Source organism: Streptomyces sp. CA-278952 (genome assembly GCF_028747205.1).
Classification (GTDB): domain Bacteria; phylum Actinomycetota; class Actinomycetes; order Streptomycetales; family Streptomycetaceae; genus Streptomyces.
This window is the reverse complement of the sequence record NZ_CP112880.1, coordinates 3,072,451-3,090,977: the sequence shown is the minus strand read 5'-3', so window position 1 is coordinate 3,090,977 and position 18,527 is coordinate 3,072,451. Positions and strand designations below refer to the sequence as shown.

Genomic DNA, 18,527 nt, shown 5'->3' with positions numbered 1-18,527 from the left:
TTCGGAACGGTTTGTCTCTGTGGCCAGGGTGGGACCGGTACGCGCGTAGTGAGTCCGAGCCCTCGGAAGGACCCCCTCTTGGCCGCCTCGCGCAACGCCTCGACCGCGAATACGAACAACGGTGCCAGCACCGCCCCGCTGCGCATCTCCTTTGCAAAAATCAAGGAGCCCCTCGAGGTTCCGAACCTCCTCGCGCTGCAGACCGAGAGCTTTGACTGGCTCCTGGGCAACGCCGCCTGGAAGGCTCGCGTCGAGGCTGCTCTGGACAGTGGACAAGACGTCCCCACCAAGTCCGGCCTGGAGGAGATCTTCGAGGAGATCTCACCGATCGAGGACTTCTCCGGGTCGATGTCGCTTACGTTCCGCGACCACCGCTTCGAGCCCCCGAAGAACTCGATCGACGAGTGCAAGGAGCGCGACTTCACGTTCGCCGCGCCGCTCTTCGTCACGGCCGAGTTCACCAACAACGAGACCGGCGAGATCAAGTCCCAGACGGTCTTCATGGGCGACTTCCCGCTCATGACCAACAAGGGCACCTTCGTCATCAACGGCACCGAGCGTGTCGTCGTGTCGCAGCTGGTCCGCTCGCCGGGTGTCTACTTCGACTCCTCCATCGACAAGACGTCCGACAAGGACATCTTCTCCTCCAAGATCATCCCGTCCCGGGGTGCCTGGCTGGAGATGGAGATCGACAAGCGCGACATGGTCGGTGTCCGCATCGACCGCAAGCGCAAGCAGTCCGTCACCGTTCTCCTGAAGGCTCTCGGTTGGACCACCGAGCAGATCCTGGAGGAGTTCGGCGAGTACGAGTCGATGCGCGCCACCCTGGAGAAGGACCACACCCAGGGCCAGGACGACGCGCTGCTCGACATCTACCGCAAGCTGCGCCCCGGCGAGCCGCCGACGCGCGAGGCCGCTCAGACGCTGCTCGAGAACCTCTACTTCAACCCGAAGCGCTACGACCTCGCGAAGGTCGGCCGCTACAAGGTGAACAAGAAGCTCGGCGCCGATGAGCCGCTGGACGCCGGTGTCCTCACCAGCGACGACATCATCGCGACCATCAAGTACCTGGTGAAGCTGCACGCCGGTGAGACCGAGACGACCGGTGAGTCGGGCCGCGAGATCGTCGTCGAGACCGACGACATCGACCACTTCGGCAACCGTCGTCTGCGCAACGTCGGCGAGCTCATCCAGAACCAGGTCCGTACGGGCCTGGCGCGGATGGAGCGCGTCGTGCGTGAGCGCATGACCACCCAGGACGTCGAGGCGATCACGCCGCAGACCCTGATCAACATCCGGCCGGTCGTCGCCTCCATCAAGGAGTTCTTCGGCACCAGCCAGCTGTCGCAGTTCATGGACCAGAACAACCCGCTGTCGGGTCTCACCCACAAGCGCCGCCTGTCGGCTCTTGGCCCGGGTGGTCTCTCCCGTGAGCGGGCCGGCTTCGAGGTCCGCGACGTGCACCCGTCCCACTACGGACGCATGTGCCCGATCGAGACCCCCGAAGGCCCGAACATCGGTCTGATCGGTTCGCTCGCCTCGTACGGCCGCGTCAACGCGTTCGGCTTCATCGAGACGCCGTACCGCAAGGTCGTCGACGGCCAGGTCACCGATGACGTCGACTACATCACGGCCGACGAGGAGGACCGCTTCGTCATCGCCCAGGCGAACGCGACCCTCTCCGAGGAGCTGCGCTTCACCGAGCCCCGCGTCCTGGTCCGCCGTCGTGGCGGAGAGGTCGACTACGTGCCCGGCACGGACGTCGACTACATGGACGTCTCGCCGCGCCAGATGGTGTCCGTCGCCACCGCGATGATCCCCTTCCTGGAGCACGACGACGCCAACCGTGCCCTCATGGGCGCGAACATGATGCGTCAGGCGGTGCCGCTCATCAAGTCGGAGGCGCCGCTCGTCGGCACCGGCATGGAGTACCGCTGCGCCACCGACGCCGGTGACGTCCTCAAGGCGGAGAAGGACGGTGTGGTCCAGGAGGTCTCCGCGGACTACATCACCGTCACGAACGACGACGGCACGTACACCACGTACCGCATCGCCAAGTTCATGCGCTCCAACCAGGGCACCTCGGTCAACCAGAAGGTCGTCGTCTCCGAGGGCGACCGGATCGTGGCCGACCAGGTGCTCGCCGACGGACCGGCCACCGAGAACGGTGAGATGGCCCTCGGCAAGAACCTGCTCGTGGCGTTCATGCCGTGGGAGGGTCACAACTACGAGGACGCGATCATCCTGTCGCAGCGCCTCGTGCAGGACGACGTCCTCTCCTCGATCCACATCGAGGAGCACGAGGTCGACGCCCGTGACACCAAGCTCGGCCCGGAGGAGATCACCCGGGACATCCCGAACGTCTCCGAAGAGGTCCTCGCCGACCTCGACGAGCGCGGCATCATCCGGATCGGTGCCGAGGTCGTCGCCGGCGACATCCTCGTCGGCAAGGTCACGCCCAAGGGCGAGACCGAGCTGACCCCCGAGGAGCGCCTGCTCCGCGCGATCTTCGGTGAGAAGGCGCGCGAGGTGCGCGACACCTCGCTGAAGGTGCCGCACGGTGAGATCGGCAAGGTCATCGGCGTCCGCGTCTTCGACCGCGAAGAGGGCGACGAGCTGCCGCCGGGCGTGAACCAGCTGGTCCGCGTCTACGTCGCGCAGAAGCGCAAGATCACCGATGGTGACAAGCTCGCCGGCCGTCACGGCAACAAGGGCGTCATCTCCAAGATCCTGCCGATCGAGGACATGCCGTTCCTGGAGGACGGCACCCCGGTCGACATCATCCTCAACCCGCTGGGTGTCCCGTCCCGAATGAACCCGGGACAGGTCCTGGAGATCCACCTCGGCTGGCTCGCCAGCCGCGGCTGGGACGTCTCCGGCCTCGGTGACGAGTGGGCCCAGCGCCTGCGGGACATCGGCGCCGACCAGGTCGCACCCGGCACCAACGTCGCCACGCCCGTCTTCGACGGTGCGCGCGAGGACGAGATCACCGGCCTCTTCCAGGCCACGATCCCCAACCGCGACGGCGACCGCCTGGTCCAGCCCTCCGGAAAGGCCCAGCTCTACGACGGCCGCTCCGGCGAGCCGTTCCCGGAGCCGGTCTCGGTCGGGTTCATGTACATCCTCAAGCTGCACCACCTGGTCGACGACAAGCTGCACGCCCGTTCGACCGGCCCGTACTCCATGATCACCCAGCAGCCGCTGGGTGGTAAGGCACAGTTCGGTGGTCAGCGCTTCGGTGAGATGGAGGTGTGGGCCCTTGAGGCTTACGGCGCCGCATACGCCCTCCAGGAGCTCCTGACGATCAAGTCCGACGACGTGACCGGCCGCGTGAAGGTATACGAGGCCATCGTCAAGGGCGAGAACATCCCCGAGCCCGGCATTCCCGAGTCCTTCAAGGTGCTCATCAAGGAAATGCAGTCGCTCTGCCTCAACGTGGAGGTGCTGTCCTCGGACGGCATGTCCATCGAGATGCGCGACACGGACGAGGACGTCTTCCGCGCGGCGGAGGAACTCGGTATCGACCTGTCCCGGCGCGAGCCGAGCAGCGTCGAAGAGGTCTGACGGGCCGGCCGGCCGCCTCGTCCCGAGGCGGCCGGCCCTCCCCGGACCCGTTCAGACCATTGATTTGACGAGACCCCGAAAGAGGGATTGACGACAAGTGCTCGACGTCAACTTCTTCGACGAGCTGCGGATCGGCCTTGCCACCGCGGACGACATCCGGACCTGGTCGCACGGCGAAGTGAAGAAGCCGGAGACCATCAACTACCGCACGCTCAAGCCCGAGAAGGACGGACTCTTCTGCGAGAAGATCTTCGGTCCGACCCGGGACTGGGAGTGCTACTGCGGCAAGTACAAGCGTGTCCGCTTCAAGGGCATCATCTGTGAGCGCTGCGGCGTCGAGGTCACTCGCGCCAAGGTGCGTCGTGAGCGGATGGGCCACATCGAGCTTGCCGCTCCCGTCACCCACATCTGGTACTTCAAGGGCGTTCCCTCGCGCCTCGGATACCTGCTGGACCTCGCGCCGAAGGACCTGGAAAAGGTCATCTACTTCGCCGCGTACATGATCACGTTCGTGGACGAGGAGCGTCGTACCCGCGACCTGCCGTCCCTGGAGGCGCACGTCTCCGTCGAGCGCCAGCAGACCGAGAACCGCCGCGACTCCGACCTGGAGGCCCGCGCCAAGAAGCTCGAGACCGACTTGGCCGAGCTGGAGGCCGAGGGCGCCAAGGCGGACGTGCGCCGCAAGGTGCGCGAAGGCGCCGAGCGTGAGATGAAGCAGCTGCGCGACCGTGCGCAGCGCGAGATCGACCGCCTCGACGAGGTGTGGAGCCGCTTCAAGAACCTCAAGGTCCAGGACCTGGAGGGCGACGAGCTGCTCTACCGCGAGCTGCGTGACCGCTTCGGCACGTACTTCGACGGCTGCATGGGCGCCGCGGCGCTCCAGAAGCGCCTGGAGTCCTTCGACCTCGACGAGGAGGCCGAGCGCCTCCGCGAGATCATCCGCACCGGCAAGGGCCAGAAGAAGACCCGTGCGCTCAAGCGCCTCAAGGTCGTCTCCGCGTTCCTGCAGACCAGCAACAAGCCCAAGGGCATGGTGCTCGACTGCGTGCCGGTCATCCCGCCGGACCTGCGTCCGATGGTGCAGCTGGACGGTGGCCGCTTCGCGACCTCCGACCTGAACGACCTGTACCGCCGTGTGATCAACCGCAACAACCGCCTCAAGCGTCTCCTTGACCTCGGCGCCCCCGAGATCATCGTGAACAACGAGAAGCGGATGCTGCAGGAGGCCGTCGACGCACTGTTCGACAACGGCCGCCGCGGTCGCCCGGTCACCGGTCCCGGCAACCGGCCCCTGAAGTCCCTGAGCGACATGCTCAAGGGCAAGCAGGGCCGTTTCCGCCAGAACCTCCTCGGCAAGCGCGTGGACTACTCCGCGCGATCCGTGATCGTCGTCGGTCCGCAGCTCAAGCTGCACCAGTGCGGTCTGCCGAAGGCGATGGCACTGGAGCTCTTCAAGCCGTTCGTGATGAAGCGCCTGGTGGACCTGAACCACGCGCAGAACATCAAGTCGGCCAAGCGCATGGTCGAGCGTGGCCGCACCGTCGTGTACGACGTCCTCGAAGAGGTCATCGCCGAGCACCCGGTGCTGCTGAACCGTGCCCCCACCCTGCACCGCCTGGGCATCCAGGCCTTCGAGCCGCAGCTGGTCGAGGGCAAGGCCATCCAGATCCACCCGCTCGTCTGCACCGCGTTCAACGCGGACTTCGACGGTGACCAGATGGCCGTGCACCTGCCGCTCTCCGCGGAGGCGCAGGCCGAGGCCCGCATCCTGATGCTGTCCTCGAACAACATCCTGAAGCCGGCCGACGGTCGTCCCGTCACCATGCCGACCCAGGACATGGTGCTGGGTCTCTTCTTCCTCACCACGGACGAAGAGGGCCGCAACGTCAAGGGCACGGACCGCGCGTTCGGCTCCACGGCCGAGGCCACCATGGCCTTCGACGCCCGCGAGCTGTCGCTCCAGGCGCAGGTCGACATCCGCTTCCCGGTCGGCACCATGCCGCCGCGTGGCTGGGTGCCGCCGGTCGCCGAGGAGGGTGAGCCGGAGTACCAGCCCGGCGACACCTTCCGGCTGCGGACCAGCCTGGGCCGCGCGCTCTTCAACGAGCTGCTGCCCGAGGACTACCCGTTCGTCGACTACTCGGTGGGCAAGAAGCAGCTCTCCGAGATCGTCAACGACCTGGCCGAGCGCTACCCCAAGGTCATCGTGGCGGCGACGCTCGACAACCTGAAGGCGGCGGGCTTCCACTGGGCGACCCGTTCGGGCGTCACCGTGGCCGTCTCCGACATCGTCGTGCCCGAGGCCAAGAAGGCCATCGTCAGGGGCTACGAGGAGCAGGACGAGAAGGTCCAGAAGCAGTACGAGCGCGGTCTGATCACCAAGGACGAGCGCACGCAGGAGCTCATCGCGATCTGGACCAAGGCGACCAACGAGGTTGCCGAGGCGATGAACGCGAACTTCCCGAAGACGAACCCCATCTTCATGATGGTCGACTCGGGCGCCCGAGGAAACATGATGCAGATGCGTCAGATCGCGGGTATGCGTGGTCTGGTGTCGAACGCCAAGAACGAGACGATCCCCCGTCCCATCAAGGCGTCCTTCCGCGAGGGCCTCACCGTTCTGGAGTACTTCATCTCCACGCACGGTGCCCGTAAGGGTCTGGCGGACACCGCCCTGCGTACCGCCGACTCGGGTTACCTGACCCGTCGTCTGGTGGACGTCTCGCAGGACGTGATCATTCGCGAGGAGGACTGCGGCACCGACCGCGGCCTCAAGCTGAAGATCGCGGTCAAGGGCGCCGACGGCGTGCTCCGCAAGACGGAGGACGTCGAGACCTCGGTCTACGCCCGCATGCTCGCCGAGGACGTCGTCATCGACGGCAAGGTCATCGCGCCTGCCAACGTCGACCTCGGTGACGTCCTGATCGACGCCCTGGTGGGCGCCGGCGTCGAGGAGGTCAAGACCCGCTCGGTCCTGACCTGTGAGTCCGCGGTCGGCACCTGTGCCTTCTGCTACGGACGCTCGCTCGCCACCGGCAAGCTGGTCGACATCGGTGAGGCGGTCGGCATCATCGCCGCCCAGTCCATCGGTGAGCCCGGCACCCAGCTGACGATGCGTACCTTCCACACCGGTGGTGTGGCCGGTGACGACATCACCCAGGGTCTGCCCCGAGTCGTCGAGCTCTTCGAAGCCCGTACGCCCAAGGGTGTCGCCCCGATCTCCGAGGCCAAGGGCCGCGTGCGGATCGAGGAGACCGAGAAGACCAAGAAGCTCGTCGTCACCCCGGACGACGGCAGCGACGAGACGCCGTTCCCGATCTCGAAGCGTGCCCGTCTGCTCGTGGGCGAGGGCGACCCGGTCGAGGTGGGCCAGAAGCTCACCGTCGGTGCGACCAACCCGCACGACGTGCTGCGCATCCTCGGCCAGCGTGCGGTCCAGGTCCACCTGGTCGGCGAAGTCCAGAAGGTCTACAACTCGCAGGGCGTGTCGATCCACGACAAGCACATCGAGATCATCATCCGGCAGATGCTCCGCCGCGTGACGATCATCGAGTCCGGCGACGCGGAGCTGCTTCCGGGCGAGCTGGTCGAGCGGTCGAAGTTCGAGACCGAGAACCGTCGTGTGGTCACCGAGGGCGGTCACCCCGCCTCCGGCCGTCCGCAGCTGATGGGTATCACCAAGGCCTCGCTCGCCACCGAGTCGTGGCTGTCGGCGGCGTCCTTCCAGGAGACGACCAGGGTCCTCACCGACGCGGCGATCAACGCCAAGTCGGACTCCCTGATCGGCCTCAAGGAGAACGTCATCATCGGTAAGCTCATCCCGGCCGGTACGGGCCTGTCCCGCTACCGCAACATCCGGGTCGAGCCGACCGAGGAAGCCAAGGCCGCGATGTACTCGGCCGTCGGCTACGACGACATCGACTACTCGCCGTTCGGCACCGGCTCCGGCCAGGCCGTCCCGCTGGAGGACTACGACTACGGTCCGTACAACCAGTAGGCGAGTGCTTGCCGCTTGAAACGACCGGAGGGCGGTCACCCCGTACGTCACGGGGTGGCCGCCCTCCGGCGTGTGCGGAGGACGGCCTTCCCGTGCCCTGGGGGGCCCGGACAGGGCCGGGCGGCGGATGCCGGGCCCCTGGGGTGCGGACCTGCGCGTACGGAGCGGACGAGGGTGGTTACCGGCTTCGGCCGGAGGGCTCCGACGCCCCGGCGTGTCGGCGTGGACCGCATTTGTTTTGACCCAGCTCCGTGAGGTAGGTACGCTCAAGCCTTGTGCCTGGGGTGTGCCTGGGCTCGGGTGCGTGTCCTCAACCGCACCGCGAGTCCGTCAGTAGCCACCGCAATCTGTGCCGACCGACGCCCTTGGGGTGGAGGTCCGCAGTATTCGACACACCCGACCGCGTGGGTCGGCGATGTTCCAGGTTAGTTTCACGAACGGCACACAGAAACCGGAGAAGTAGTGCCTACGATCCAGCAGCTGGTCCGGAAGGGCCGGCAGGACAAGGTCGAGAAGAACAAGACGCCCGCGCTCGAGGGTTCGCCCCAGCGGCGTGGCGTCTGCACGCGTGTGTTCACGACCACCCCGAAGAAGCCGAACTCGGCGCTCCGTAAGGTCGCGCGTGTGCGTCTGACCTCCGGCATCGAGGTCACGGCCTACATCCCGGGTGAGGGACACAACCTGCAGGAGCACTCCATCGTGCTCGTGCGTGGTGGCCGTGTGAAGGACCTGCCGGGTGTTCGTTACAAGATCATCCGCGGCTCCCTTGACACCCAGGGTGTCAAGAACCGCAAGCAGGCCCGCAGCCGCTACGGCGCCAAGAAGGAGAAGTAAGAATGCCTCGTAAGGGCCCCGCCCCGAAGCGCCCGGTCATCATCGACCCGGTCTACAGCTCTCCTCTTGTCACCTCGCTGATCAACAAGATCCTCCTCGACGGCAAGCGTTCCACCGCCGAGCGGATCGTGTACGGCGCCATGGAAGGCCTCCGCGAGAAGACCGGCAACGACCCGGTCATCACGCTGAAGCGCGCGCTTGAGAACGTCAAGCCCTCGCTCGAGGTCAAGTCCCGCCGTGTCGGTGGCGCCACCTACCAGGTGCCGATCGAGGTCAAGCCCGGTCGCGCCTCCACCCTCGCTCTGCGCTGGCTCGTCGGTTACTCCCGCGCCCGCCGCGAGAAGACCATGACCGAGCGCCTCATGAACGAACTGCTCGACGCCTCCAACGGCCTCGGCGCAGCGGTCAAGAAGCGCGAGGACACCCACAAGATGGCCGAGTCCAACAAGGCCTTCGCGCACTACCGCTGGTAGTCGCTACCCCCATCGAGACCGAGAGAAGATTGAGCCTTATGGCCACCACTTCGCTTGACCTGGCCAAGGTCCGCAACATTGGGATCATGGCCCACATCGACGCGGGGAAGACGACCACCACTGAGCGGATCCTCTTCTACACCGGTGTGAGCTACAAGATCGGTGAAGTCCACGACGGCGCTGCCACGATGGACTGGATGGAGCAGGAGCAGGAGCGCGGCATCACGATCACGTCTGCCGCGACGACCTGCCACTGGCCGCTCAACGATGTTGACCACACCATCAACATCATCGACACCCCGGGTCACGTCGACTTCACCGTCGAGGTGGAGCGTTCGCTCCGCGTCCTCGACGGCGCCGTCACCGTGTTCGACGGTGTGGCCGGCGTCGAGCCGCAGTCCGAGACCGTCTGGCGTCAGGCGGACCGCTACGGCGTGCCGCGTATCTGCTTCGTCAACAAGCTCGACCGCACCGGTGCCGACTTCTTCCGTTGCGTCCAGATGATCGTGGACCGCCTCGGCGCGACCCCGATCGTCATGCAGCTCCCCATTGGCGCCGAAGCGGACTTCACCGGCGTCGTCGACCTCGTGTCGATGAAGGCCTTCGTGTACCCCGAAGAGGCCGCCAAGGGCGAGATGTACAACACCGTCGAGATCCCGGACAACCTCAAGGAGTCGGCCGCCGAGTGGCGCGGCAAGCTCCTGGAGGCCGTGGCCGAGAACGACGACGACATGATGGAGCTGTACCTGGAGGGCACCGAGCCCACCGAGGAGCAGCTGCACGAGGCGATCCGTCGCATCACGCTGGCGTCGAAGGGCACCGCCGACTCCGTCACCGTCACCCCGGTGTTCTGTGGCACCGCGTTCAAGAACAAGGGCGTCCAGCCCCTGCTCGACGCGGTCGTGCGCTACCTGCCTTCCCCCCTGGACGTCGAGGCCATCGAGGGCCACGACGTGAAGGACCCGGAGAAGGTCATCCAGCGCAAGCCCTCGGACGACGAGCCGTTCTCCGGCCTGGCGTTCAAGATCGCGAGCGACCCGCACCTGGGCAAGCTCACCTTCGTCCGGATCTACTCCGGTCGCCTGGAGGCCGGCACCGCGGTGCTGAACTCCGTCAAGGGCAAGAAGGAGCGCATCGGCAAGATCTACCGCATGCACGCGAACAAGCGTGAGGAGATCGCATCGGTGGGCGCCGGCGACATCATCGCCGTCATGGGTCTCAAGCAGACCACCACCGGTGAGACGCTGTGCGACGACAAGAACCCGGTCATCCTGGAGTCCATGGACTTCCCGGCGCCGGTCATTCAGGTCGCCATCGAGCCGAAGTCCAAGGGCGACCAGGAGAAGCTGGGTGTCGCCATCCAGCGCCTCTCGGAGGAGGACCCCTCCTTCCAGGTGCACTCCGACGAGGAGACCGGCCAGACCATCATCGGTGGTATGGGCGAGCTTCACCTCGAGGTGCTCGTCGACCGCATGAAGCGCGAGTTCCGCGTCGAGGCGAACGTCGGCAAGCCCCAGGTCGCGTACCGCGAGACGATCCGCAAGGCCGTCGAGCGCATCGACTTCACGCACAAGAAGCAGACTGGTGGTACCGGCCAGTTCGCGAAGGTGCAGATCGCCCTCGAGCCCATCGAGGGTGGCGACGCCTCCTACGAGTTCGTCAACAAGGTCACCGGTGGCCGCATCCCCCGTGAGTACATTCCCTCGGTGGACGCGGGTGCTCAGGAAGCCATGCAGTTCGGCATCCTGGCCGGTTACGAGATGGTCGGCGTCCGCGTCACCCTTCTCGACGGTGGTTACCACGAGGTCGACTCCTCGGAGCTCGCCTTCAAGATCGCCGGTTCGCAGGCGTTCAAGGAGGGTGCCCGCAAGGCCTCTCCCGTGCTCCTCGAGCCGATGATGGCCGTCGAGGTCACCACGCCCGAGGACTACATGGGCGATGTCATCGGCGACCTCAACTCCCGCCGTGGCCAGATTCAGGCCATGGAGGAGCGCAGCGGCGCTCGCGTCGTGAAGGGCCTCGTGCCCCTCTCGGAGATGTTCGGCTACGTCGGAGACCTCCGCAGCAAGACCTCGGGTCGCGCAAGCTACTCGATGCAGTTCGACTCCTACGCCGAGGTTCCGCGGAACGTCGCCGAGGAGATCATCGCGAAGGCCAAGGGCGAGTAACTCTCCCGAGCTCACGCTTTAGGCTTGTCACCGGAGCCGGGCGGGCATTGCGCACAGCGCGTCAGCACTGTGCGCAATGCCCCCGGCGCCGGCACCCCAGCAAAGATCACCTGGCGCCGATGAAGCAAGGCGTACAGAACCACTCAGGAGGACCCCAGTGGCGAAGGCAAAGTTCGAGCGGACTAAGCCGCACGTCAACATCGGCACCATCGGTCACATCGACCACGGTAAGACGACCCTCACGGCCGCCATTACCAAGGTGCTGCACGACGCGTACCCGGACCTGAACGAGGCCTCGGCCTTTGACCAGATCGACAAGGCTCCCGAAGAGCGCCAGCGCGGTATCACCATCTCCATCGCGCACGTCGAGTACCAGACGGAGTCGCGTCACTACGCGCACGTCGACTGCCCCGGTCACGCGGACTACATCAAGAACATGATCACGGGTGCCGCGCAGATGGACGGCGCCATCCTCGTGGTCGCGGCCACCGACGGCCCGATGCCGCAGACGAAGGAGCACGTCCTCCTGGCCCGCCAGGTCGGCGTCCCCTACATCGTCGTCGCGCTGAACAAGGCCGACATGGTGGACGACGAGGAGATCCTGGAGCTCGTCGAGCTCGAGGTCCGTGAGCTCCTCTCCGAGTACGAGTTCCCGGGCGACGACCTTCCGGTCGTCAAGGTCTCGGCGCTCAAGGCTCTTGAGGGCGACAAGGAGTGGGGCCAGACCGTCCTCGACCTGATGAAGGCCGTCGACGAGTCCATCCCGCAGCCCGAGCGTGACGTCGAGAAGCCGTTCCTCATGCCGATCGAGGACGTCTTCACGATCACCGGTCGCGGTACGGTCGTCACCGGCCGCATCGAGCGTGGTGTCCTGAAGGTCAACGAGACCGTCGACATCGTCGGTATCAAGACCGAGAAGACCACCACCACGGTCACCGGCATCGAGATGTTCCGCAAGCTGCTCGACGAGGGCCAGGCCGGTGAGAACGTCGGTCTGCTCCTCCGTGGCATCAAGCGCGAGGACGTCGAGCGCGGCCAGGTCATCATCAAGCCCGGCTCGGTCACGCCGCACACCGAGTTCCAGGCGCAGTCCTACATCCTGTCGAAGGACGAGGGTGGCCGTCACACCCCGTTCTTCAACAACTACCGCCCGCAGTTCTACTTCCGTACCACGGACGTGACGGGCGTTGTGACCCTTCCCGAGGGCACCGAGATGGTCATGCCGGGTGACAACACCCTCATGGACGTCTCGCTGATCCAGCCCGTCGCCATGGAAGAGGGCCTGAAGTTCGCCATCCGTGAGGGTGGCCGGACCGTGGGCGCCGGCCAGGTCACCAAGATCATCAAGTAGTTTCTGCTTGGTCCTTGGACCTGGTGGCTCACTGAGCTGCAAGAAGGGCCCCGCACCTCGAAAGAGGTGCGGGGCCCTTCGTCATGGTCGGATGGGCGGGAACCGAACGGGCCGGGGGGAGGAATGGGCATGACCGCAGAGGTGCGTGGAGCGCGGCTCGCCCATCGGGTGGCCCACGCGGCCGTCACCGCCTGGGTCGTGTGGGTGGTGAACGCCAGTGCCGCGGCCGTCAGGGGCATCGGCCCCGCCGAGCAGTTCACCGAACATGTCGCCTGGTGGCAGTACGCGCTGTTCGCCGGGCTCGTCGTGGTCCACCCGGTTGCGGCGCGCAGCCTGACGCCCGTACTCGTCGGACCGGACCGCGACCTGCGGCCCGCCGGGGCGGCGGCACGGCCGGCCGCCCTGCTGGCGGTGCTGGCGGCTACCGTCGTCGCCGTCGGCCTCCAGGCGCGGTACGCGGTGACGCGACGGGCGGCGAGGGCCGGCAGGGAGCGGTATCCCCGCGGACCAAAAATGGGTGTAGGGCCCCGGTACCTCAGGGCGGTGAGGTAGGGGGGCCCTACGGTTCACGGGGCGGCGGGTCCGTCAGGTGCCCGCCGCCCCAGGTGGTGGGGTCGGTCAGACGCCCGCGATCGACTGGATCCAGGACCGGTACGCGGTGACGTTCGTGTACGCGGTCGTGGTCTGCCGGTCGCTGGTGGAGGCGACGCCGACCTGGATGCCGTTCGCCGTCATCGGGCCGCCGGAGTCGCCGCCGGCGGTGATGCCGTTGCCTCGGCGGGCGCAGATCGCCGAGCCGCCGTACGCGTCACCGCAGCCGCCGGTGACCGTCACGTTGGCGACCTTCAGGTAGCGGGACTGGCAGTTGGCCTCGGAGCCGCACTGCGAGGTGGCGCCCCAGCCCCAGACCTGCACGCCCTGCCCGACCCGCACCGAGCCGGGCTGGCCGAGGCGGGAGTAGGTGGCCTGCACCGAGCGGTCCAGCCGGACGAGGGCCAGGTCCGAGCTGTGGGTGTAGGTCTGGGCGCCGTTCGCGACCACACCGCCGCTGTGCTGGTCGAGGCTGCCGATGCGGAACGACAGGCCGCCGCCGGTGACGCAGTGCTTGGCGGTGAGGATCCAGGTCGGCGCGATGATCGTCGCCGAACAGGTCTCCCTGCCGTTCGAGAAGAGGCGGGCGGCCCAGGGCGCGTTCTGGGCGTAGCCGCCGCCGATGATCTGGGTGGTCGGGGGCGGGGCGTCCTGGAGCGGGGCCTCGGGAGCGGCCGAGGCGGACGGTGCGAAGAGGGCGAGGACACAGGCCGCTGCGGCGGCGGCAGCGGGCACGAGCCTGGATATACGCATGATTCCTCGTTTCGCGCGACACGCTGGGGTGTGCGTGTCCGTGGGGGATGGTGGGCAACAGGGTGCCGGAGCGCGACGAGGACGGGGTACTAACGTTTGGGCATAACACGGCGTTATGGAGCGGGAGTTGGGCCGAGCGCGTCCGCTTCTACGGACGCCACACCCAGGGCGCCGCGTCCGGCCCGAACCCCACGACGGCGGGCCGTCCGCCCGCCGCGCCGAGGTGCAGGGCGACGCCGTCCAGGGCGACCGGCCCCCGGGATCGTACGGAGGTGCCCCCGGCTGTACGCAGCTGGATCCGGCCCGCCGCGGAACGGCCGAGCAGGACCGGGCCGCTCGGTGAGGCGGCGGCGGTCACCGGACCGTACCCGCCGAAGCGGGGCGCGGGTGCGCGGTCGGCCCGCACGGCGACGAGCCGCTCCCGCGCGGCAGGCCGGTAGTACAGCTCCACGGACCCGTCGGGCGCCGGGAGTGCGCCGGGCGCGTGTGCGGGAATGGGGGAGTCGCTGAGCTGGGTACGGGCGGTGACGTCCGTGTCCGGGGCGTCCTGGGTCCAGTGGTGCACGGCATGGTGCCCGGCCGCGTACACGTGGACGCGCCCGGCCGCGTCCAGGACCGCCGTCAGCCCGTCCTGCACCTCGCCACCGCCGAGGTCCCGCCACCCGCTCCAGCGTCCGGTGGCCGCCTCTCGGACCCGGGTGCTCAGTCCCTTCTCCGCGTTCCGTACGAAGAGGTGGACGCGGCCGTCCGGAGCGGTCACCGCGACGGGCACGCCGACGCGGCGTCCGTGGTCGCTGCCGGTGGCCGGGTTGCCCAGCCCCCGCCAGGCACGGAAGGGGCCGCCCGGCGAGCGCTGCTCCAGCAGCACGATCTCGCGGTCGTTGTCCGAACCGTGCCCGGCGAGCGCCGCGAACCGCAGCCCGAACAACAGGTGCCGTCCGTCCGCCGTCGCCGCCGAGCCCAGCACCGGGGCGAGCGGACCGCCGCCGAGGTCGTCCGGCACGCCCAGGACTCCGCTGCCGGGCGTGCTCTCCCGCCACCGGACGGCGCGCAACCCCAGCACCCCGTAGACGGTGAGCCGGCCGTCGGTCCCGGAGGCGACCTGAGCCCTGGGGCCCGGGTAGCGGTGGTGGGTGGAGCGCACCCAGCCCTTGCGGCTGGCCAGTGGCCGGTCGCCGCCGATGTTGTAGTCGCCGCAGCCCGACGGGTGGCCGCACTCCCAGTCGGGCGCGCCGCCGTACGGGACGAGGTGGGCGGCCTTGCGCTCCAGCACCTCCGGCGGCAGGTTCTTGGGCCAGTGGTGGTTGTAGTACCCCCGGAACGCCGCGACGGCGAACCCGGGCACCGGCTCCCCGCGCCCCGTCGTCTCCGCCACCCAGCGGATCAGGGCCGCCCAGGCGAAGCACCCGGCCGGGGTGTGGTCCGCGTGGTCGGAGTACCCGCGCTGCTCACTGTCCCGGAGGCGTTCGTACTCGCTGCTGGTCCGGAGGTCGGGGTCCGGGTCGAGGGTGTGCACGACAGTCGGCCGGTACTCCTCCAGCAACCCGGCGAGGACGTCGATCAGGGATTCGTACGTATACGAACCGGCCTTCTGCAGAGGGGAGTCGTCGGCGACGACGGTACGCAGCACGAGCCGCCGGTCCTCCCAGAGGCCGGGCAGTCCGAGGCGACCGCGCCCGGTGTGCATCGCGGTGTTGAGGAAGACCAGCTCGACCCGGCGGGCCCCGTCGGCCAGGACGTCCCGCTCGGCCCGGTGGCCGCCGCGCAGGGTGAGCACCGACCTCTGCCACGGGGTGAACCGGTCGAGCCCGAGCAGCTCGGCGTAGGCCTGGCGCAGGCCCTGCTGCCGGGCGGAGACGTACGCGGCGTGGTCGGGTTTCGGCCGCGGGGCCCTGGGGACCTTGTTGAGCCCGTCGGCGTCGCCCGCGGTGAGGTAGACGCAGACCACGGGGGTCCCGGAGTCGAGGGCCTCGCGGGTGTCCGGGTTCATCAGGTACAGGTCGTCGTCGGGGTGGGCCAGCACCTGCATCAGCAGCGCCCGCCGGCCGCTCGCCAGGGCCAGTCCGGGGGCCGGGTCCGGCACCGGACCGTGCCGCCGTGGAGCCGGTACGGCGCATCCGGCGGTGGCGGCGGTCGCGGTGGCCGCGAGGAGGAGGGCGCGCCGGGGCATCCGTATCCGGGACAGGTCAGACCGATCCACCATGCCGCGCACTCCGTCCGCTCCCGCTTCCCCCGCAGCGGGCGAACGGTCGCCCTGTCCTGCGTACTCCCTGGCTCTGTCGCGGACCATCGGCCGGTCGAGCCGTGCCCGCGGGGGAGTAGACGGGGATCGGGGCGGAAGGGTTGCGCGGTCAGGGCGCGGGCTCGCGCACCGGGAACACGTCGACGGAACTCCGGCTCCGGCGCCGCCGGATGCGCGCCCGCGTTTGAGCATTCGCTCGCTCGGGGTAGGATTCCCGACTCGATTGGCCAGGCCCGCGCCCCGTATGGCACACTGACCAGGTTGCTCGGTTGAGTGTCAATGCTGCGCGCCTCCCGCCGGGAGGACCGGAAGCGAGTCTCACAGTACTCGTCGGCCCCCAGGGCCGGACGTACGGGAATCTTTCGGGAAGCAACGCAGGGCGCCGGCCAGGCACCCGGTGGGTGTTCCGCCCCCGGTTCCGCGGTCTCAGGGTCCGCACCCCCTTGGTTGGGATCTCCTTCGGGAGATTTTCGTAGAGGGGATGCGACACGCCCGACCGCGTGGGTCGGAGGAGGAGTCCAGAGAACCCCCGGGTTCCAGAGCGTTACGAGAGACAGGACTACTAGTAGCCATGGCGGGACAGAAGATCCGCATCCGGCTCAAGGCCTACGACCACGAGGTCATCGACTCCTCGGCGAAGAAGATCGTCGAGACGGTGACCCGCACTGGTGCGTCGGTCGCGGGCCCGGTGCCGCTGCCCACTGAGAAGAACGTGTACTGCGTCATCAAGTCGCCGCACAAGTACAAGGACTCTCGCGAGCACTTCGAGATGCGCACCCACAAGCGCCTCATCGACATCCTCGACCCCACGCCGAAGACGGTTGACTCGCTGATGCGCCTCGACCTTCCGGCGGGCGTCGACATCGAGATCAAGCTCTGAGGGGACGGGCCGAGATGAGCAAGAACATCAAGGGCGTCCTGGGCGAGAAGCTCGGCATGACCCAGGTCTGGGACGAGAACAACCGGGTTGTCCCGGTGACCGTCGTCAAGGCCGGGCCGTGCGTCGTGACGCAGGTTCGCACCAACGACAGCGACGGCTACGAAGCGGTCCAGATCGCCTTCGGCGAGATCGACCCGCGCAAGGTGAACAAGCCCCTCAAGGGTCACTTCGCCAAGGCCGACGTCACCCCGCGCCGCCACCTGGTGGAGCTCCGCACCCCTGACGCCAGCGAGTACACGCTGGGCCAGGAGGTCACTGCCGAGGTGTTCGAGTCCGGCGTCAAGGTCGACGTCACGGGCAAGAGCAAGGGCAAGGGCTTCGCCGGTGTCATGAAGCGTCACAACTTCAAGGGCCTCGGCGCCGGCCACGGCGTCCAGCGTAAGCACCGTTCCCCCGGTTCGATCGGTGGCTGCGCCACCCCTGGGCGTGTCTTCAAGGGCATGCGCATGGCGGGCCGTATGGGTAACGAGCGCGTCACCACCCAGAACCTGACCATCCACGCGGTTGACGCGGAGAAGGGTCTGCTCCTCATCAAGGGCGCGGTCCCCGGTCCGAACGGCGGCCTCGTCCTGGTCCGTACCGCGGCCAAGGGGGCTTGAGGTAATGAGCACCATTGACATCCTTTCGCCGGCAGGCGACAAGGCCGGTACCGTCGACCTCCCTGCGGAGATCTTCGACGCCAAGACCAGCGTTCCGCTGATCCACCAGGTCGTTGTCGCTCAGCTGGCAGCTGCCCGTCAGGGCACGCACAAGACCAAGCGTCGCGGTGAAGTCCGTGGCGGTGGCCGCAAGCCGTACCGCCAGAAGGGCACCGGCCGCGCCCGTCAGGGTTCGACCCGCGCCCCGCAGTTCGCCGGTGGTGGCGTCGTCCACGGCCCGCAGCCGCGTGACTACTCGCAGCGGACCCCGAAGAAGATGAAGGCCGCCGCTCTGCGCGGTGCCCTCTCGGACCGGGCGCGTCACTCCCGTATCCACGTCGTCACCGGCGTGGTCGAGGGTGGAATCTCCACGAAGGCCGCCAAGACGCTGCTCGGCAAGATCTCGGAGCGCCAGAACCTGCTCCTGGTCGTCGACCGCGCCGACGAGGCCGCGTGGCTGTCCGCACGCAACCTGCCCCAGGTGCACATCCTGGAGCCGGGCCAGCTGAACACGTACGACGTGATCGTCTCTGACGACGTGGTCTTCACCCAGGCCGCTTTCGAGTCCTTCGTGTCTGGCCCCCAGACCGCTGAGACCGAAGGGAGCGACGCCTGATGAGCGAGGCGACCGTTACCAGCAAGACGTACTCGGACCCGCGTGACGTTCTCGTCAAGCCCGTGGTCTCCGAGAAGAGCTACGCGTTGCTCGACGAGAACAAGTACACGTTCATCGTCGCGCCCGGCTCCAACAAGACCCAGATCAAGCAGGCTGTGGAAGCGGTCTTCTCGGTCAAGGTCACCGGGGTCAACACGATCAACCGGCAGGGTAAGCGCAAGCGCACCAAGACCGGTTTCGGCAAGCGCTCCGACACGAAGCGCGCCATCGTGACCCTCGCTGAGGGCGACCGAATCGACATCTTCGGCGGCCCGACCTCCTAGCGGAGGTCGAGTCGTCCGGAATCGGACGAGGACTGAG

Annotated in this window: 13 protein-coding genes; 11 read left to right on the top strand and 2 right to left on the bottom strand. The window is 67.7% G+C overall.

Annotation, left to right across the window (positions count from 1 at the left end; translation table 11 throughout):
- Positions 1–78 precede the first annotated feature (78 nt).
- From rpoB to N7925_RS13510, 7 genes are all read left to right on the top strand, one after another.
- Positions 79–3,564, top strand: a complete 3,486-nt coding sequence (gene rpoB / locus N7925_RS13540; RefSeq protein WP_265599882.1) for a DNA-directed RNA polymerase subunit beta — start codon at positions 79–81, stop codon at positions 3,562–3,564.
- A gap of 97 nt (positions 3,565–3,661) precedes the next feature.
- The gene (locus N7925_RS13535) at positions 3,662–7,561 is read left to right on the top strand and encodes a DNA-directed RNA polymerase subunit beta' (protein ID WP_265599881.1); all 3,900 of its coding nucleotides are present in this window, start codon (positions 3,662–3,664) and stop codon (positions 7,559–7,561) included.
- A gap of 462 nt (positions 7,562–8,023) precedes the next feature.
- Positions 8,024–8,395: a 30S ribosomal protein S12 gene (gene rpsL, locus N7925_RS13530; protein ID WP_003948652.1), complete on the top strand. Its 372-nt coding sequence runs from the start codon at positions 8,024–8,026 to the stop codon at positions 8,393–8,395.
- 2 nt (positions 8,396–8,397) lie between these two features.
- Positions 8,398–8,868, top strand: coding sequence for a 30S ribosomal protein S7 (gene rpsG, locus N7925_RS13525; RefSeq protein WP_007445917.1), 471 nt, complete (start codon positions 8,398–8,400; stop codon positions 8,866–8,868).
- Between the two features lie 38 nt (positions 8,869–8,906).
- Positions 8,907–11,036: an elongation factor G gene (gene fusA / locus N7925_RS13520; RefSeq protein WP_265599880.1), complete on the top strand. Its 2,130-nt coding sequence runs from the start codon at positions 8,907–8,909 to the stop codon at positions 11,034–11,036.
- Between the two features lie 157 nt (positions 11,037–11,193).
- Positions 11,194–12,387 (top strand): elongation factor Tu, encoded by a 1,194-nt coding sequence (tuf, locus tag N7925_RS13515; RefSeq protein ID WP_007445914.1) that lies wholly within the window; start codon positions 11,194–11,196, stop codon positions 12,385–12,387.
- A 129-nt stretch (positions 12,388–12,516) separates the two neighbouring features.
- Positions 12,517–12,939, top strand: a complete 423-nt coding sequence (locus N7925_RS13510; RefSeq protein WP_274343980.1) for a hypothetical protein — start codon at positions 12,517–12,519, stop codon at positions 12,937–12,939.
- A gap of 66 nt (positions 12,940–13,005) precedes the next feature.
- Here N7925_RS13510 and N7925_RS13505 read toward each other — a convergent pair whose 3' ends face one another.
- Positions 13,006–13,731, bottom strand: coding sequence for a S1 family peptidase (locus tag N7925_RS13505; protein WP_265599878.1), 726 nt, complete (start codon positions 13,729–13,731; stop codon positions 13,006–13,008).
- A 148-nt stretch (positions 13,732–13,879) separates the two neighbouring features.
- Positions 13,880–15,901 (bottom strand): PIG-L family deacetylase, encoded by a 2,022-nt coding sequence (locus tag N7925_RS13500; protein WP_274346454.1) that lies wholly within the window; start codon positions 15,899–15,901, stop codon positions 13,880–13,882.
- A 643-nt stretch (positions 15,902–16,544) separates the two neighbouring features.
- Here N7925_RS13500 and rpsJ point away from each other — a divergent pair.
- The 4 genes from rpsJ to rplW are packed head-to-tail and all read left to right on the top strand — an operon-like array spanning position 16,545 to position 18,490.
- Complete coding sequence (rpsJ, locus tag N7925_RS13495; RefSeq protein ID WP_003948644.1) at positions 16,545–16,853, top strand: 30S ribosomal protein S10; 309 nt, start codon at positions 16,545–16,547, stop codon at positions 16,851–16,853.
- A 14-nt stretch (positions 16,854–16,867) separates the two neighbouring features.
- Positions 16,868–17,512 carry a 50S ribosomal protein L3 gene (gene rplC, locus N7925_RS13490; protein ID WP_015610723.1) on the top strand — a complete coding sequence of 215 codons (645 nt, stop codon included), beginning with the start codon at positions 16,868–16,870 and terminating at the stop codon, positions 17,510–17,512.
- A gap of 4 nt (positions 17,513–17,516) precedes the next feature.
- On the top strand, positions 17,517–18,167 hold the full coding sequence (gene rplD / locus N7925_RS13485) for a 50S ribosomal protein L4 (protein WP_031127484.1): 651 nt from the start codon (positions 17,517–17,519) through the stop codon (positions 18,165–18,167).
- Positions 18,167–18,490: a 50S ribosomal protein L23 gene (gene rplW, locus N7925_RS13480; protein ID WP_007446738.1), complete on the top strand. Its 324-nt coding sequence runs from the start codon at positions 18,167–18,169 to the stop codon at positions 18,488–18,490. The genes rplD and rplW overlap by 1 nt, the downstream gene beginning before the upstream one ends.
- Positions 18,491–18,527: the final 37 nt, after the last annotated feature.

What these genes read in the sequence shown, in the direction of transcription:
- rpsG (WP_007445917.1), top strand. Translation starts at nt 8,398, where the DNA reads ATGCCTCGTAAGGGCCCCGCCCCGAAGCGCCCGGTCATCATCGACCCG.
- fusA (WP_265599880.1), top strand. Translation starts at nt 8,907, where the DNA reads ATGGCCACCACTTCGCTTGACCTGGCCAAGGTCCGCAACATTGGGATC.
- N7925_RS13510 (WP_274343980.1), top strand. Translation starts at nt 12,517, where the DNA reads ATGACCGCAGAGGTGCGTGGAGCGCGGCTCGCCCATCGGGTGGCCCAC.
- N7925_RS13505 (WP_265599878.1), bottom strand. Translation starts at nt 13,731, where the DNA reads ATGCGTATATCCAGGCTCGTGCCCGCTGCCGCCGCCGCAGCGGCCTGT.
- N7925_RS13500 (WP_274346454.1), bottom strand. Translation starts at nt 15,901, where the DNA reads ATGCCCCGGCGCGCCCTCCTCCTCGCGGCCACCGCGACCGCCGCCACC.
- rpsJ (WP_003948644.1), top strand. Translation starts at nt 16,545, where the DNA reads ATGGCGGGACAGAAGATCCGCATCCGGCTCAAGGCCTACGACCACGAG.
- rplC (WP_015610723.1), top strand. Translation starts at nt 16,868, where the DNA reads ATGAGCAAGAACATCAAGGGCGTCCTGGGCGAGAAGCTCGGCATGACC.
- rplD (WP_031127484.1), top strand. Translation starts at nt 17,517, where the DNA reads ATGAGCACCATTGACATCCTTTCGCCGGCAGGCGACAAGGCCGGTACC.
- rplW (WP_007446738.1), top strand. Translation starts at nt 18,167, where the DNA reads ATGAGCGAGGCGACCGTTACCAGCAAGACGTACTCGGACCCGCGTGAC.